Consider the following 16,853-nt stretch of genomic DNA (forward strand, 5'->3'; position numbering starts at 1 on the left):
TGGTTAAAGATAAAGGAACTATTGTTATTCGCACGCAAAAATTCTTGAATCAGATCCATATTCAGCATTTGCGGAGCTGGAACCTTCATTATATCATCCAAGCGAGTCATACATTTCTTCTCGAATTCCTCAATCGGCAAAGGCTTCGAAAAATAATACCCCTGCATCAGATTGCAGCCCAGATTCTTAAGGAAATCTGCCTGCTGACGCGTCTCCACACCTTCGGAAATCACGTCCATGCCAAGTCCGTGTGCCATACGCACAACAGAACTGATAATATTACCCGCCTTAGAATTATCTTCTAAGTCATCTATAAAACGCAAATCTAGTTTAATTGTCTGTACCGGCACGTTTTTCAACATATTAAGTGATGAATAGCCACTTCCAAAGTCATCCATCTCCACGCGGAAACCGACTAACGTCAGCTTTTCCACAATCTTAATCAATTCCTCCGGATTATTCATGTACGCACTTTCCGTAATCTCCAAATGCAGAAGGTCTCGGTCAATCTCGTATTTATTCGTCAATTCCACCAATTGTTCTAACAGTTCGTGACCATGCACATCTTTTCTCGACAGGTTAATCGAAAGCGGCATGCGATAGCCTGCGTCCTGCCATTTGCGAATATATTGACACGCGCATTCCCAGATGTATGCATCCAATTCCAGAATCTGTCCGGACTCTTCCAGAACATGAATAAACTCGTCTGGATAAATGTTGCCGTATTCCGGGTGCACCCAACGAGCGAGTACCTCGGCACCAATCAATTTCCCATGACGATAATCATACTGTGGCTGGAGCCATGGCTGAATCTCTCCATCTTCAATTGCCTGCTTCAGATGACGACTAATCTCTACCCCGCGCTTTTCTTTTTCCCACATCTCTTTTTTGAAAAATTCAACGCAATTGCCCTTTACATGCTTCGCCTGTTTTCTGGCAGAATTCGCATAATCAAGGTAACGACTAACACTGCGTCTTTCGCTTTCTCCTGGTCGATACACATAGACACCACCGGCAAGTTCGAGATCGTAATGTCGACTCCAGCGTTCCTGATAAGCATCCCTCGCCGACTTAACTGCGGCATGAAAACGCTGTTCTGATGTATCCTCACTTACAAACTTCACCATAAGCACGAACATATCGCCTGCCACACGGCCCATCAATTCATCCTTGCCCAATATAGATGTAAGCTTTTCACCGATAATCTTGAGAATATAATCTCCTTCTGCATAGCCAAAGTTATCATTCACATACTTAAACTGCTTGATGTCACAGTACCAAAATGCATACGCCTGTTTCGGATTCTTCCCCATAATCTGCTCTGCTCTTAGTTGGAATCCTTTCAGATTCAAACATCCCATTAAGTTATCCTGATAATCAGAAATCACCTTAATCATACTGCCACAGATGTGAGGCGCCAGTGGGTACGTCACAACACGCACAAACTTACCGAGCTGCTCATTATAACGATCCATACGGCGAGACTCATTGTTTTTCACAGTTTTTCGATAAATCTCTGTCTGGCTGGCATTCATCACCTGGAACATCTTCCAGAAAGGTTGATCTTCGACCTCTTCTTTCGTCAAACCAACTAAAGTATTATGCGCCTTGTTCGAGTATCGGATGATAAAATTATCCGGATCATGCCGCTCATTATCTAGTACTTCAATTGCGCAAAAAGGGGTTGGCATATCATCAATATACTGACACTTTTCAATATCAAATTCCATCACTCTTAACTCTTCCATTCTGCTTTATCTTACGTAAAATTCTATAATCATTTTTTATTCTTAAAAATATACCACTGTATTCTGTCGCATGTCAATCCTTGATTGATACATATCCTTCGCATCTACATCGACAATCCCATTCGGACAGTCCTGCAAAACCTGTGCCATTCCGACCAGCTGCTTATAGAAACGTTTCCACATTGTCAGTTCTTTCGGGTATCCGATATTTCAGGTTGAAAAACACCGCTTTGAATATAGACTCGCTAACTTTAACATAACACAACAAACGAGAGCCCTTTCAGACTCTCACGATAATCTCTCTCATTGTTATGAAACGGAAGTATGGTATGAAAAATAGATTGCATTTTCTTTCTTCTTTAAGTGCGTATCTGCAAGCACATGCTGCATCGCTTTTAATGGTCCTTCTCGATACCACCAGGTCTCTTTCAACATTTCCCCGGCGCAGTCTGCAAAGCCTCTGTCCACACAGACAGCTGCCTGTGGGAACGCCTGTTTCAGCATATAGAACAGTTCCAGTCCTCTCCCATACTGCGGCACAGGGAAAATAACGCTGCGGCCATACTCTGCCCGCAGCTCTCCAAGCTCAATATCTCCTCCCCAGCAGACGGGGTCGAAAGGGCTTTCACACAGAATGTGCGTCCTCTGGTGCTGTATTTTTCCAAGGCATAAGGTCATGGCAGAGGCCACAAGTATCCCACTGAAACCATTTTCCACAAAATAGGAAAATGCACCGGAATGATCTTTATGACAGTGAGTCATGAAAATGTAATCCACCTTTTCAAGCTCCTCTCTGGTCACAGACGGGTAAGGATATGGATCCGTATCCATAGTACCGCAGTCCACCATATAACAGTGCCTCTCCCTTCCGTATTCCACCAGAAAGCAACTCCGCCCGTGTTCTCCGTATCAGCCTTTTATCCTAAGCTTCACCGTAGACATAAAGCCTCTCCTCCGGTATTCTGACATATCCTTTTTCGCCATCAGCAAGGAACTGAGAATGAAGCATACAGAAGTCTTATCTTAAGTATGACAGATTTGGTATCTCGATGCAAATTCCGTCATAAGAAATTTAACCCGTAATAAACAAAAATCCCCGTCAACGACGAGGAGGTTGTCAATGCTGGTATGCAAAATTTTACTGAGTACAACGAGATTATCAACACTCGGCAAGGACTGTCCGGACAACCATTTGTACACGGCCTGGGGACTGGAAAATCCCATGGCGTGTTGGATATCACGAACGGAATAGCCGTTATCCATAAGCAGTTTCCGGATATGTTTTCCGGTTTGTTCCATTTGAATCTGAATACAAATTTGATCCATAAAGTACCTCCTTTTGTGGCAGGTGAACAAGTATATATAGTATACTCCTAGATGGAACAATTATCCACTTACGATTTCCTGTCAGTTTTTTCCTGCTGATAGTCATTCAGCATGTCAAAAATTTTCTTACAATATTCGATGTAATCCGTGTGTCCGAACAGCAGCATTTTGTTTGGCAACTCCTGCAATGCCTTAACAAATTGCTCCTCATATCGCTTGTGTATTTTACAGCTGATAATCACATATTTGATGTCCTTGTTAACCATCTCTTTGCCGAATTTTACCGGAACCTTGTGATTACAAAACAGATTGTCCGCCAAATATTCGGTCGTATCGATGAACATATATTGTCTGGAAAATGGAGACCAAGTTTTTAATCTCATATAGTTTTGAATCATTGAATCCTCCTTATGAGAAAAGGCATCCCTAACCGTACTCAGGATGCCACCGGTAAAACCGGAATGAGTTTTCGAGCATCAATTCACATATAATTTGAGGTTACACTCAAGTCTTCAGAATCGCTATTTCCTAACCTTGAACTGAAACGAAAGCTGAAAAATAACGGATAACGACGGACGATAACCTTGAACCAACTTTCCTATTTTTAGATATGTAGTCTTTGATGCTCCGGAAAAATGTCTCTTACAGCTCGATTTCCATGATAGCAGTGCTGTTCACCAGATCCAGTGCGGTCTGGATGGTTGCCAGCTCTTCTGATACACGCTCGTAATCAGTCTTTGCTGCAGCGATATCGTAGTTTGCATACCGATAGTCGATCACCGTATTGCTCCGGCCGAACATCCCTGCATTCTCACGCTGCTTTGGAAGCTTAGACTGCATCATTGACAGCTTCTTCTTCTGAGCAGTCAGCTGCGGAATCCGAATCAGAACCTGATCAATTGTCATGCCAGTACCCGGCACTTCCGTAGTTACATTAAACTGATTGATCATATGCTTCACGGCACGGATTTTTCCGTCCAACTCTTCCAAATTCTTCTGGGTTGCTGCATAGTCATATTCCGGACGGACAGACTCAATGTCTTCGCCCATAGCTGCCAGAAACTCTCTGGTGTTTCCTTCCTGAGTCAGAATGTTATCCTTTTCCTCATTCAGTTTCCGGAGCAGTTTTGCCGCTTCTGCAGATGTATATTTCATGGATTTTTCCTCCTTACTTTACGGTGATTGCCTCGTGTTTCGATCTGGTAATAGTATATCATGGATGATGTGAGATTTCATTTAACTGCTGGTTGAATCGTCCTCTTCTTTCCTCACTACATATTCTACTCGCAGTTCCGAAAGCGTCTTTCCACTTCACTTCTGCGTCATGCAGTCATAAATATTTCCAGAGGTCCAACCGAACGTCTTCAACCAATCACTCAGAGCCATCTCTCCATGTTCGGTCATCACATTTCCGTTCTCCAGCAGCTCTGCTTCAAATTCATATCCCTTCGGAATCAGAATATCGCCCGGTTCCAGAATTTGAAGCTCGCTCATTTCCCTTAACTTCGGTAAATTTCTCCGGTACGGTTCTTTCCTTCCTTCTGTTCTCAGATTCGGTGAGGATTCCACTTTAATGAAGAAATCGCTGCAATCTCGAACCGGTAAGATTTTCTGCATGTCGAGGATGATCTGCTTTGACAAAGGATCCACATAGGGTGTCATCTTATAGCAGGTCACATCCAATTGATTCTGACTCAGCCAGGCCACTACTAAAAGGGTCTGTAGGTCAAAATCAGAAGCCACCAGGATGATTCGCTGCTTTTGGTTGAAGAAAGTAACGTCATTGGCATTCAGAAACTGTGCCAGGTATCGCCGAGCCTGCTCGGTAATGGTAAGAGTTGGCTCCGTGAACAGTTCAGAGTCATGAAGATCTATGTATGGGATTATAAAGTCCCGAACTAAGTCTTCTGTAGAATGAACCGTTGCCAGACTGGCTGCATACCGGATTGCCTGAAATTCAAAGGCTTCCTTTCTCTGAACGATATCCTGTCGGTCACGTTTGATCTCGATCAGTACCAGATTCCCCTGATTATCGATGGCGGTCAGATCACTGCGGCCATTGCATTCATTACGCACCTGCTGCCCGATGATCAACATGGATTCCCCATCCTCACAGATCAGTTCCACGTTCTTACGCAGCAGTTCTTCCAGATCCGCTTCTTTCATGCCAAGTTCCGCAAATGTGGTCTGATTCAGTTTTTCAATCGTTTTCTGTAACTGTTCAGAACCCCCTGATTAGATTCAAGTAATATTTGTACAAAACAGAGAAATTTTTCTCTATAATGCACAAACACTACATCAATCATTCAGCATGAAGTAACACCTCCAGGACGCCACGGATGATATCTGCAGAAGCGTGGTTATGAATTTCAAATGCCAGTCCTCCGGAGTTTCTAAGAATGGCTGCCGGTTTAATATCATGGAAATCTGCTGAGGACATTGTTTCTGCTGCTGGAACTGGAAGTTCCACAAAAGCCGGTTCTGGATTGCAAGCTTCCAGGCATGCTTTTCTAACCCGACGTAAGCGATAATAATAATTCGCTTTGGTAATGCCATGTTCACTGCACCAGGTTTCAAATATCCGGTTGCAATATTCCGCACTAAGTTATGATACTTATTCTATCTCTTCTATCACAGCAAAAATTGCAAAGAAAAAGCCCGAAAACCCGCATAAATGCTGGATTCCCGGACTTATATCATTCTCTATCAGGTTCTACTAAGATGTCAATTTTCAAGGTTCACAAAATGCAGTTTCCGCATTAGTTACCCATCTGCTTTGCAACTTCCTCTGCAAAGTTCTCCTCTTTCTTCTCAAGGCCCTCACCGGTCTCGAAACGAACGAAGCCCTTAACAGTGATCTTTGCGCTGTTCTCTTTTGCTACCTGAGCTACGTACTGGGATACGGACTGCTTGCCATCCTCTGCCTTTACGTAGGTCTGGTCTAACAGGCAGATCTCTTTCATCTCTTTGTTGATACGGCCCTGGATCATGCCCTGGATTACTTTCTCCGGCTTGGAAGCTTCCTTCGGATCGTTCTGGATCTGAGCCATCAGGATGCCTTTCTCGTGCTCGATGAACTCAGCGCTAACCTCGTCACGGCTGGTGTACTTCGGATTCAGAGCTGCGATCTGCATAGCGATGTTCTTGCCCATCTCTTTTACAGCATCGTTTACAACGTCGGTCTCAACGTCAACCAGAACACCGATTCTGCCGCCAGCGTGGATGTAGGAAACAACAACACCGTTCTCCTCTACAACCTGTTTGAAACGACGGATGTTCATGTTCTCGCCGATGATGGAGATCTGGGAAGACAGAGCCTCTTTTACGGTCAGGGTCTCGTCTGCTGCCCACTTCTCAGCCATGAAAGAATCCATATCTGCTGCGGTAGTGGTCAGAGCCTGTGCTGCAACCTGTGCAACGTAAGCCTGGAACTTTGCGTTCTTTGCAACGAAGTCGGTCTCAGCGTTAACCTCAACAACAACTGCCTTCTTCTCGTCGTCGGTCATAGCGGTTGCTACGATACCCTCAGCTGCGATACGGCCAGCTTTCTTCTCTGCGCCAGCAAGTCCTTTCTCTCTTAAGAACTCTACTGCCTTGTCCATATCACCGTCGGTAGCTGCAAGAGCCTTCTTGCAATCCATCATACCTGCACCGGTCATTTCTCTTAACTCTTTTACCATTGCTGCGGTAACTGCCATTGTTAATTCCCTCCATTTTATATTTTGTTTTTTATTTTCTTTTTCTTAAAGAAATTCAGCTGTTCCATAAAAACAAAGGTTCTTAGGGAACGGAAATTTTTCCATGAAACAAAAATGCTCCAACCTGCCGCATAAGCTGCAGGCCGAAGCACCTTATTTCTCGATTAAGCCTCGGTGGTCTCCTCTGCCTCAGCAAAGTCAGCCTGAGCCTCACCCTGGTTTGCCTCGATTACTGCATCTGCCATCTTAGCCACGATTAATTTAACGGCTCTGATTGCATCGTCGTTACCCGGGATTACGTAGTCAAGCTCTTCCGGATCACAGTTGGTATCAGCGATACCGATTAACGGAATACCCAGAGTATGAGCTTCCTGTACGCAGATTCTTTCCTTCTTCGGATCTACGATGAAGATAGCGTCTGGCAGTTTCTTCATCTCTTTGATACCGCCAAGGTTCTTCTCCAGCTTCTCCCACTCTTTCTTGATCTCGATAACTTCCTTCTTCGGCAGTACATCGAAAGTACCGTCCTCAGACATGGTCTCGATAGCTTTCAGTCTTGCGATACGGCTCTGGATGGTCTTGAAGTTGGTCAGCATACCACCTAACCATCTCTCGTTCACGTAGAACATTCCGCAACGCTCAGCCTCGGTCTTGATAGCATCCTGTGCCTGCTTCTTGGTACCAACGAAAAGGATGGTGCCGCCGTTTGCAGCGATATCGGATACTGCGTTGTAAGCCTCGTCTACCTTGCCTACAGACTTCTGTAAGTCGATGATGTAGATACCGTTACGCTCGGTGTAGATGTACGGAGCCATTTTCGGGTTCCATCTTCTGGTCTGATGTCCGAAATGAACACCAGCCTCTAACAGCTGCTTCATAGAAATAACGCTCATGTTTGTTTCCTCCATTTGGTTTTTTACTTCCGCCTGCGTCTTGTGCTTCCTCCGGGACCTTACGGCACCACCGTCAGAATCAGCAGACGTGTTTTTTGTCAGCTTCACTAGCATACCATAACTGTCAGAGTTTGACAAGGACTTTTTTCGCAAAACAGGCAAAACAAGCAAAAAAGGAAGAAACAGATTCTGCACCTGTCTCTTCCTTTCTATACTGTTTTTGAATTTTATTTGGACATCTTGATATTCTTCAGCTCATCAAATACCACATCGTTTAAAACCTTAATGTAGGTTCCCTTCATACCGGAGGACCTTGACTCAATAACGCCTGCGCTCTCAAACTTGCGGAGTGCGTTTACAATAACGGATCGGGTAATGCCCACGCGGTCCGCAATCTTGCTGGCTACCAGAATGCCCTCGTTGCCATCCAGTTCCTCGAAAATATGGGTGATGGCTTCCAGCTCGGAGAAGGATAAGGTACTGATGGCAGATTTGACAATCTGCACTTTTCTGGTTTCTTCCGCACTCTCTTCGTTTACGGAACGCATCATCTCCAGACCAACTACGGTGGTTCCGTACTCACTTAAGATGATGTCGTCAATGTCATACTGTTCATCACACTTGTAAATGAACAGAGTTCCCAGGCGCTCTCCTGCAATGTCAATCGGGGTGATGATGGCCTGATATTTCTTTACGTTCTCCTCTGCAAAACCGAGGGTCGCAAGATTTACGTTTTCTTTTGTGGAGAGGATGCTGAGCAGACGTTCATTCAGCATACGATCCACAAAGCCGCCTACCTGATCCTCAATCAATTCCTCAATCTCATCGACACCGGGGCAAAGACCTACACCGAGAACCTTTCCTTTTTTACTGATCACCAATATATTGGATAGCAGGATCTCGCTCAGAACTTTGCAGACCTCGTTGAATACCACTTTATGGGAATTGTTATCATGCAGTAACTTATTGATTTTTCTGGTCTTATCAAGAAGCTGTACACTCATTTCAAAAAACCTCCTCAATTATTGATATTCGTTTCAAATACCTTCTCCAATATCTAAATATTAGCACGATTTTGGACAAATAACAAGAGTTTTTTGAAATTTTCAATTTATTTAATCATTGGACTACTTTTCTTTGATATTTGTAGTGTAGCCGCACTGTTCGTTGGCACAAAGCAGCTTGCTTCCCTTTTCTACCATATAACTGCCACATTTTGGACAGCGTTCTGAGGATGGTTTCTGCCAGGACATGAAATCACATTCCGGATTGTTTTCACAGCCATAATAGCGTCTGCCCTTTTTCGTCTTCTTGATGACAATATCTTTGCCACACCGTGGACAGGCCACGCCAATCTTCTCCAGATATGGCTTGGTGTTTTTGCAGTCCGGGAAACCAGGACAGGCCAGGAATTTACCGTGCGGGCCGTATTTGACAACCATGTTCCGTCCGCAGACATCGCAGACCACATCGGACACTTCATCGGCAATCTTCACGGACTCCAGAGTTTTTTCCGCAGTAGCCACGGCTTCATCCAGGTCCGGGTAAAAATTCTCAATGATCGTCTTCCATTTTACAGTTCCGTCTGCCACCTTATCCAGAAGAAGTTCCATATTTGCGGTAAAGCTTAAGTCCACGATGCTTGGGAAACATTTCTTCATGATACCATTCACGGCCTCGCCAAGCTCCGTCATGTACAGGTTTTTATTTTCCTTGGTGACATAGCGTCTGGCAAGAATGGTGGTGATAGTCGGCGCGTAGGTACTTGGTCGGCCAATGCCCTGCTCCTCCATGGCTTTGACCAGGGACGCCTCGGTATAATGGGCCGGCGGCTGAGTGAAATGCTGACTCGGTTTTAACTCAGAAAGAGAAAGCACATCTCCGGTCTCCAGTTTGCCAAGCAGCGCATTCCCCGCTTCTTTGTCATCTTCCTGTACATAGACAGACATGAAACCGTCAAAGGACAGTTTGGATGCTGCCAGAGTAAAGAGATAATCTCCTGCTGCCACCTTCACAGAGGTGGTGGTGTAAACGGCCGGCTGCATGCGGCTTGCGGTGAAGCGTTTCCAGATCAGCTGATATAAACGGAACTGGTCACGCTGCAGGGAATCCTTCACCATGGTCGGTGTCAGGGTGATGTCGGTAGGACGGATGGCCTCGTGCGCATCCTGGATCTTACCGGTAGTTTTCTTGGCCTGATCCTGTTTTAACACATAATCCGTTCCAAAGGTATGCTCCACATAAGCGCGTGCTGCCGCGTCTGCCTCATCCGCGATTCGGGTGGAATCGGTACGCAGATAAGTAATCAGACCAATGGTACCATGCCCCTTTACATCTACACCTTCATAAAGCTGCTGGGCAATCCGCATGGTCTTCTGGGTAGAGAAGTTTAATACCTTGGAAGCTTCCTGCTGCAGGGTACTGGTGGTAAACGGAATCGGCGGCTTCTTGCTGCGTTCTCCGTATTTGATGTCCTCGACCACATATGCTTTGCCCTCCAGAGCCGCGAGAATCTGGTCCAGTTCTTCTTTTTTGTGAATGGCAATCTTTTCATCCCGGGTGCCGTAAAACTTGGCATTCAGAGTCTTTTTGCTGCCCTTCTGGGAAAACTCTGCTTCCAGGTTCCAGTATTCCTCCGGAATAAATGCTTCAATCTCCTCTTCTCGGTCACAGATCATGCGCAGTGCCACAGACTGTACACGTCCGGCACTTAAACCGCGCTTCACCTTTGCCCATAAAAGTGGGCTGATGCGGTAGCCCACCATGCGGTCCAGCATACGTCTTGTCTGCTGGGCATCTACCAGGTTCATATCAATCGCGCGCGGTGCCTTTAATGAGGCTTTGACCGCGTTTTTGGTAATCTCGTTAAAGCTGATCCGGTAAACCTTTTTATCTTTTGCCTCATCCAGCTTCAGCGCCTTCATGAGATGCCAGGAAATGGCCTCTCCCTCACGGTCCGGGTCCGTTGCGAGATAGATCTTATCTGCTTTTTTCACTTCCTTGCGAAGCTTTGCCAGAATATCTCCTTTTCCGCGAATCGTAATATATTTTGGTTCATAATCATGTTCAGCGTCAAATCCGAGGCTGCTCTTTGGTAAATCTCTCACATGTCCGTTGGAAGCATCCACTTCATAGGTGGAACCAAGGAATTTCTTGATGGTCTTGACCTTGGCCGGTGACTCCACAATCACTAAATTATTTGCCATAACTACTCCTAAATACCGGATCCAGGAAAGCCCTGCGGCTTTCAGATCTTTTTTCCGTAATAATGATTCGCCGCGCGAAACACATATCCCTGCAGTTCCAGCTCCAGCAAAATCCCCATACATTCACTGATGCTCATACCGCACTGGTCCGAAATCTCTTCCAGATGTTTCGCCTTGAAATCTAGGCAAGCATACACCATTTTTTCCGGCTTTGCAAGTGCATTTATATTTTTTTCATGAATAATTAACCTTTTGTCGCACTTTACGCCAAGGTATTCCAGGATATCATTTGGCGAAATCGCCATATGCGCGCCCTGCTGGATCAGGCGGTTACAGCCTCCGCTTAAATGATCCGTAACACGTCCCGGCACGGCAAAAATCTCCTTTCCCTGGTCCAGTCCAAGCTCGGCCGTGATCAGGGAACCACTCTTTTCCTTTGCCTCCACCACCAGAATGGCATCGGAAAGCCCGCTGATGATCCGGTTGCGCATGGGAAAATGCATCGGAAGCGGTCCTGCGTCCAGTGGAAACTCAGAAATGACACCTCCGCGTGCAAGCATCTGTCCATACAGCTTATAGTGTGCCGATGGATAGCAGATATTCACGCCGCATCCCAGTACCCCGTAGGTATCTCCTCCTGCTTTCAGCGCGCCTCGGTGCGCCGCCCCATCTATTCCAAGCGCCAGCCCGCTGATAATCTGCACCTGCTCCTTTGCAAGAAGTTCAGAAAAGGTTTCCGCAAGCTGGCTTCCATACTCCGAACAGCCCCGGGCTCCCACTACCGCCACCGCCGGAAGCTGTGGAGCCGGGAGCTTCCCCCGCACATAAAGTCCCATCGGATACGCGTGGATATGCAGCAGCCGTTCCGGGTATTCCGTATCCAGAGGAGTCACAAACCGGATTCCCCGCTCTGCCAGTTTTTCATACAGTTCCAGGTACTGTGCCTGGTTCTTTTTCCCCTCACACAATGCCTGAAGCTGTGCTTCCCGCAGAATTCCACTCTCCCTGAGTGCTGTTTCTTCTATATTAAATAGGTTTGAATATCCGCCGAAATACTCCCCAAGGCTGCGGATGGACACTGCACCGAGGGGCTGGATCTGATTCAGGCAAAACAGTATGCGGCGTTCTTGTTCCCGCTCAGTCATTGGTTCCATCCTCCGCCTCCTTCCCCCAGTACCGTTCCTGCAAGTCCCGGTACCCGGCAGCTTCCCGAAGATGAGGCCGCTCGATCTGGTCCTTTCCATCCAGGTCTGCCAGAGTCCGTGCCACCTTCAAAATCTTATGGCATCCCCTGGCGCTTAAACCCAGCCTGGAAAAAATCTGCTGTAAAAAGTTCTCATCTTCTTCCCGCAGCGTACAGAAACGCTGGATTTCCCGGATTCCCATTTCACTGTTGGTATAAATTCCATGCCCGGCGTATCGCTCCCGCTGAAGCGCGCGTGCCTGCTCAATTCGCGCGCGAATTGTCCCGGAGGATTCATTTTTCTGCACCGTGCGGATATCGCGGTATGTAGCCGGAGCTGCCTCCACGCAGATATCGATACGGTCCAGCAGCGGCCGGGAAACACGCCCCAGATACCGCCGCACCTGGTGTTCCGTACAGCTACATCTGGACCGGTCCGGATAGTAGCCGCAGGGACATGGATTTAGGGCTGCTGCCAGCATAAAATGGGCCGGAAAGGTAAAGCTGCCATTGACGCGCGAAACGGTAACCTGATGCTCCTCCAACGGCTGACGCAGAATTTCCAGCGTCTTTTTCTGAAATTCCGGCAGCTCATCCAGAAACAGGACCCCACGGGATGCCAGTGAGATTTCCCCAGGCTTTGGCCATATTCCGCCTCCGGTCAGAGCCTGCGCGCTGATGGTGTGATGTGGTGCCCGGTAAGGTCTTGTGCCAACCAGCGCATACCCCTGCGGCAGCATGCCGCAAATACTGTAGATTTTGGATACCTCCAGCTGCTCTTCCCGGGAAAGAGATGGCATAATCGTAGGAATGCGCCTTGCCATCATGCTCTTTCCACTTCCGGGTGGCCCTATGTAAAGCAGGTTGTGTCCACCTGCCACGGCTACTTCCGTAGCGCGTTTCATAAGCTTCTGTCCGTTAATCTCAGAAAAGTCCACAGGGTAACTGGCATCCGGCCATGGAGCCATGTCCTGGCACTCTGGCAAAATCCGTTCTGGCTCATTCAGGAGTTCAACTGCTTCCTGCAGACTGTGAATCTTCACGATTTCCATGCAGTTTGCGGCTACGCCCTCCGCTACATTTTCCTCTGCCAGAAAGCAGCGGCGGATTCCTTTTTCCGCCATGGCAAGTACCATGGGAAGTACCCCGCGTATTGGTTTTATATGCCCGTCCAGCCCCAGTTCGCCCAGAAACCCCGCCCCCTTTAATCCGGGCGGCATTATGATTCCATAGGCGGCCAGAACTGCAATGGCTACGGGCAGGTCACAGGCCGTTCCTTCTTTTCTCACATTTGCCGGGGACAGATTTACCGTGATTTTCTTTGATGACAAATGAAAACCGGCATTGCGCATAGCTGTGCGCACCCGTTCTTCTGCCTCCTTCACCTCCGAGGCAAGTGACCCTACCATATAAAAACCAGGCAGGCCGTCACTGACGTCTGCCTCCACCTGAACCACATAGCCGTCAATGCCCTGCAGTCCTCCACTGTATACTTTACTGAACAAATATGCTCTCCTTTCTTCTCTGGTATCTGATGGATTCAATATAGCTTTCAGAAGGAAAAAGAGCCAGAAACTTTCACCGCAAAAATCGCCAGCATCAGACAGGCATGATTACACACTAAGTCCTTCCTGTTTTACAGGACACAACTTCCCACAAAACAGAAAAACTGCCCGGCGGCATTGAAACCACCAGGCAGATTTCTATTTTATTATGTTCCAGATAAAATTACAGCGGAAGGATTCCCAGTACTACTGCAAACAGCATGCAGAAAATGGAGAAAATCCATACATATCCGAAGGATGCTTTGATATGATCCTTGATATCTACATCTGCCAGACCAATACCAAGCAGAGTTGCCGGTACCATCGGGCTGATGAAGGTTGCGCAGTTACGACATACAACCATAGCTACTGCAATCGGGAATGCCTCTACGCCGAAGGATGCGCCGATGGCGATCATAACCGGGAGCATTCCGTAGAAGTAAGAGTCGGTATCGAAGCAGAGAGCTAACGGTACAGACAGAATACCGATTACAAGTGGTAAATGCTGTCCCAGTGCTGCAGGCAGAATCATGGAAATGATGCCAGCCATGTTGGATACAACAGAAGTCTTCATCATCTCAACGCCCGGCTTTGCAATAACAGCTGCGCCATCTGTATTGAAACCGTAAACCAGAACGCCCATCAGAACAGCTGCGCCCATCAGGGTAGAGCACATCATCAGAGCCGGACCTGCGTGACGGTTGATCATCTTCTTCTGCATCTTGATCGGAGTGTAGTTAACCAGCAGTGCTGCTGCTACACCCAGCATGAACGGGAAGTAGGACGGGAACTTGTCCCATACTAACATTGCAATAACTGCGATGGTAAGACATACGTTAAATGCGAACAGCTTCGGTCTTGCGTACTCATTTTCATCAGCCTCATGCTGAGCCTCTTCTGCTGCATCTTCTGCACTTGCTTCCTGAGCCAGTTTACCATTCAGGCCTGCGCCTCTCTTCTTCTCCTGAATACCAGCGAATACTGCATGTGCCAGGCAAAGAACAATACCAAAAATCTGAATCGGGATCAGTTTACCCCAGAGCTGTCCAGCCTCCATACCCAGTACAGATGCTGCACGCATGGTCGGGCCTGCCCAAGGCATCAGGTTTAAAACACCCATTGCCAGAACGGCTACACGAAGCAGGGTAGACGGTCTCATGTGCATCTTCTTGTAAACCGGAAGCATAGCTGGTACAACAATCAGGAAGGTGGATGCGCCGCCGCCGTCTAAGTGACCGATCAGGGCAATCAGGGCAGTCATAACGGTTACACCGATAACGTTATCGCCAACGTGTTTCATCAGCTTGTTGATGATGACATCAAACATGCCTGCATCCGTCATGATGCCGAAGAACAGAACTGAGAATACAAACAGTGCTGCAGTTGGGCCGGTGCTCTTAAAGCCGCCCTTGATCAGATCGCCGATCTGATCGATGGAATAATATCCGCCAACTACCAGGATCAGTGCCAGGATGGACGGAAAAATGATGAATGCCATACTCGGCATGGTTTTACTTTTGAACAGTGTTACTACTAAAGCAACGATACAGGCAAAGCCTAAAATACCTACTACTAATTCTGACATATATTTTCCCCTATGTTAATGTGTAAGTGTTGTTTTGTTACCGGTCCGGTCAGAGATTCCCGGCTCTGACCAGACCCAAAATCGCTCATCATACGGATTTCGTTTTATTCTTCATCCGTCTTCGCATAAAATCAGTCTTTGAACTCGTACTCTTTAATTTCACGAACGACATCCAGTACGGTACCGTCACGGCTCTCGATGATACCAACCACGCGGTCACCAAACTGTACCGGATCCGGCTCGCCTACGATAGCGTATGCCTTGTCACGCAGCTCCTCGATGGTGCAGAACGGAAGTTTTACATCCTTCATGCACTCGATCAGGTCCTGTCTGCGCGGATTGATGGCAATACCGTAATCGGTGATGACTACGTCTACGGTCTCACCCGGAGTGGTTACGGTAGTTACATTGGTGCAAATGGCCGGAATTCTGCCCTGCAGAAGCGGTGCGATGACGATGGTGCACTTTGCGCCTGCTGCGGTATCCGGATGTCCACCCTGTGCTCCGGTGATCATACCATCAGAACCTACGACTACGTTACAGTTAAAGTTTACATCAACCTCAAGGGATGCCAGGATAACGAAGTCAAGCTTGTTCACATATGCGCCCTTGTTGAACGGATCTGCATACTCGGATGCGGAGATCTCAATGTGGTTCGGGTTGGTCTTGATGGACTCGATCGCGCCCATATCGAAATCCTGGGTATCTACGATCTTGTCGATGAGGCCCTTTGCAAGCAGGTTGCACATCGGGGTGGTGATGCCGCCAAGACCAAGGCCCATCTTAATGCCGCGCTCTTCCATGATTTTTCCAAGGGAGATGGTGGATGCGATGGATGCACCGCCGACACCGGTCTGATAGGAGAAACCATCCTTGAAGTACGGAGTGTTGATTACGAACTGGGTGCAGTAATCTGCCATCATGATCTTACGGACATCGGTGGTCGGTTTTGCTGCGCCGGTTGCGATCTTTGCCGGATTACCGATCTCATCTACGACACAGACGAAATCTACCTGGGTCATGGAGATGCTTGCCGGGATATTCGGGAACGGTACGAGACAGTCGGTGATTGCTACGACTCTGTCTGCGTACTGAGCGTCTACCATTGCGTAGGATAATACGCCGCAGTCGCTCTTTCCGCCGTTTGCTCTCATGTTGCCGTACTCATCACAGGTCGGTGCGCCGATGAAGGCGATGTCGATATGAACCTCGCCGGACTCAACGGCTCTTACACGGCCGCCGTGGGAACGCATGATTGCGATGTCTCTTAGCTTACCAGTGGAAATTGCCTCACCGATCTTACCACGTACGCCGGAAGACTGGATGCCAACGATGGTGCCATCCTCGATGTACGGAACGATCGGATCATTTGCCTTACCAAGGGAGCTTGCGCAGATGGTGATGCCCTTGATGCCCATCTTGTGGATCTCATCCATAACCATGTTTACCACATAGTCACCCTCACGGAAGTGATGGTGGAAGGAAATGGTCATGCCATCTTTAATCTCGCACTTAACCAGTGCCTCATGAATGTTCTCCACGATCTTGCTTCTCTTCGGGTCCATCATAGCATGAGCCTTCGGAGCTGCTTTCTTGTACTCGTAATTATCGTAAGCGTAAGCGCCTTTGAACGCTTCCTTGCCGGTTGCCTTTAAGACCTCTTCCGGGAT

Annotated in this window: 15 protein-coding genes and 1 pseudogene; all 16 read right to left on the reverse strand. The window is 47.5% G+C overall.

From position 1 onward, the window contains the following. Positions 1-1,748, reverse strand: a 1,748-nt coding sequence (locus WMO41_RS14960; RefSeq protein WP_349230439.1) for a putative bifunctional diguanylate cyclase/phosphodiesterase, incomplete at its 3' end; no start/stop codon positions are given. Between the two features lie 42 nt (positions 1,749-1,790). Next, positions 1,791-1,931: a hypothetical protein gene (locus tag WMO41_RS14965; RefSeq protein ID WP_349230440.1), complete on the reverse strand. Its 141-nt coding sequence runs from the start codon at positions 1,929-1,931 to the stop codon at positions 1,791-1,793. 126 nt (positions 1,932-2,057) lie between these two features. Beyond that, a pseudogene (locus tag WMO41_RS14970) lies at positions 2,058-2,639 on the reverse strand (MBL fold metallo-hydrolase); the annotation flags it as partial. A gap of 132 nt (positions 2,640-2,771) precedes the next feature. Then, on the reverse strand, positions 2,772-3,074 hold the full coding sequence (locus WMO41_RS14975) for a helix-turn-helix domain-containing protein (protein WP_349230441.1): 303 nt from the start codon (positions 3,072-3,074) through the stop codon (positions 2,772-2,774). 68 nt (positions 3,075-3,142) lie between these two features. Beyond that, entirely contained in the window at positions 3,143-3,472 is a 330-nt protein-coding gene (locus WMO41_RS14980) for a hypothetical protein (RefSeq protein ID WP_349230442.1), read from the reverse strand. Positions 3,473-3,716: 244 nt separating this feature from the next. Beyond that, complete coding sequence (locus tag WMO41_RS14985) at positions 3,717-4,229, reverse strand: hypothetical protein (RefSeq protein WP_349230443.1); 513 nt, start codon at positions 4,227-4,229, stop codon at positions 3,717-3,719. Positions 4,230-4,385: 156 nt separating this feature from the next. Next, positions 4,386-5,240 carry a hypothetical protein gene (locus tag WMO41_RS14990; RefSeq protein ID WP_349230444.1) on the reverse strand — a complete coding sequence of 285 codons (855 nt, stop codon included), beginning with the start codon at positions 5,238-5,240 and terminating at the stop codon, positions 4,386-4,388. A gap of 132 nt (positions 5,241-5,372) precedes the next feature. Then, positions 5,373-5,630, reverse strand: a complete 258-nt coding sequence (locus WMO41_RS14995; protein WP_349230445.1) for a hypothetical protein — start codon at positions 5,628-5,630, stop codon at positions 5,373-5,375. Between the two features lie 203 nt (positions 5,631-5,833). Then, complete coding sequence (gene tsf / locus WMO41_RS15000) at positions 5,834-6,772, reverse strand: translation elongation factor Ts (RefSeq protein WP_349230446.1); 939 nt, start codon at positions 6,770-6,772, stop codon at positions 5,834-5,836. A 164-nt stretch (positions 6,773-6,936) separates the two neighbouring features. Beyond that, entirely contained in the window at positions 6,937-7,665 is a 729-nt protein-coding gene (rpsB, locus tag WMO41_RS15005) for a 30S ribosomal protein S2 (RefSeq protein WP_349230447.1), read from the reverse strand. A 227-nt stretch (positions 7,666-7,892) separates the two neighbouring features. Continuing rightward, the gene (gene codY / locus WMO41_RS15010; RefSeq protein ID WP_349230448.1) at positions 7,893-8,669 is read right to left on the reverse strand and encodes a GTP-sensing pleiotropic transcriptional regulator CodY; all 777 of its coding nucleotides are present in this window, start codon (positions 8,667-8,669) and stop codon (positions 7,893-7,895) included. A gap of 123 nt (positions 8,670-8,792) precedes the next feature. Continuing rightward, positions 8,793-10,871 (reverse strand): type I DNA topoisomerase, encoded by a 2,079-nt coding sequence (gene topA, locus WMO41_RS15015; RefSeq protein ID WP_349230449.1) that lies wholly within the window; start codon positions 10,869-10,871, stop codon positions 8,793-8,795. A gap of 41 nt (positions 10,872-10,912) precedes the next feature. Beyond that, a complete protein-coding gene (gene dprA / locus WMO41_RS15020; RefSeq protein WP_349230450.1) occupies positions 10,913-12,025 on the reverse strand; it encodes a DNA-processing protein DprA in 1,113 nt (370 codons plus the stop codon). Next, positions 12,009-13,559 (reverse strand): YifB family Mg chelatase-like AAA ATPase, encoded by a 1,551-nt coding sequence (locus WMO41_RS15025; RefSeq protein WP_349230451.1) that lies wholly within the window; start codon positions 13,557-13,559, stop codon positions 12,009-12,011. Before WMO41_RS15025 ends, dprA begins: the two co-directional genes overlap by 17 nt. Positions 13,560-13,782: 223 nt before the next feature. Continuing rightward, positions 13,783-15,183 (reverse strand): CitMHS family transporter, encoded by a 1,401-nt coding sequence (locus WMO41_RS15030; RefSeq protein ID WP_349230452.1) that lies wholly within the window; start codon positions 15,181-15,183, stop codon positions 13,783-13,785. Positions 15,184-15,314: 131 nt separating this feature from the next. Beyond that, the coding region (gene citF, locus WMO41_RS15035) for a citrate lyase subunit alpha (protein WP_349230453.1) at positions 15,315-16,853 on the reverse strand (1,539 nt) is incomplete at its 5' end.

It is taken from the genome of Ventrimonas faecis, from assembly GCF_040096075.1.
Taxonomy (GTDB): domain Bacteria; phylum Bacillota; class Clostridia; order Lachnospirales; family Lachnospiraceae; genus Brotaphodocola; species Brotaphodocola faecis.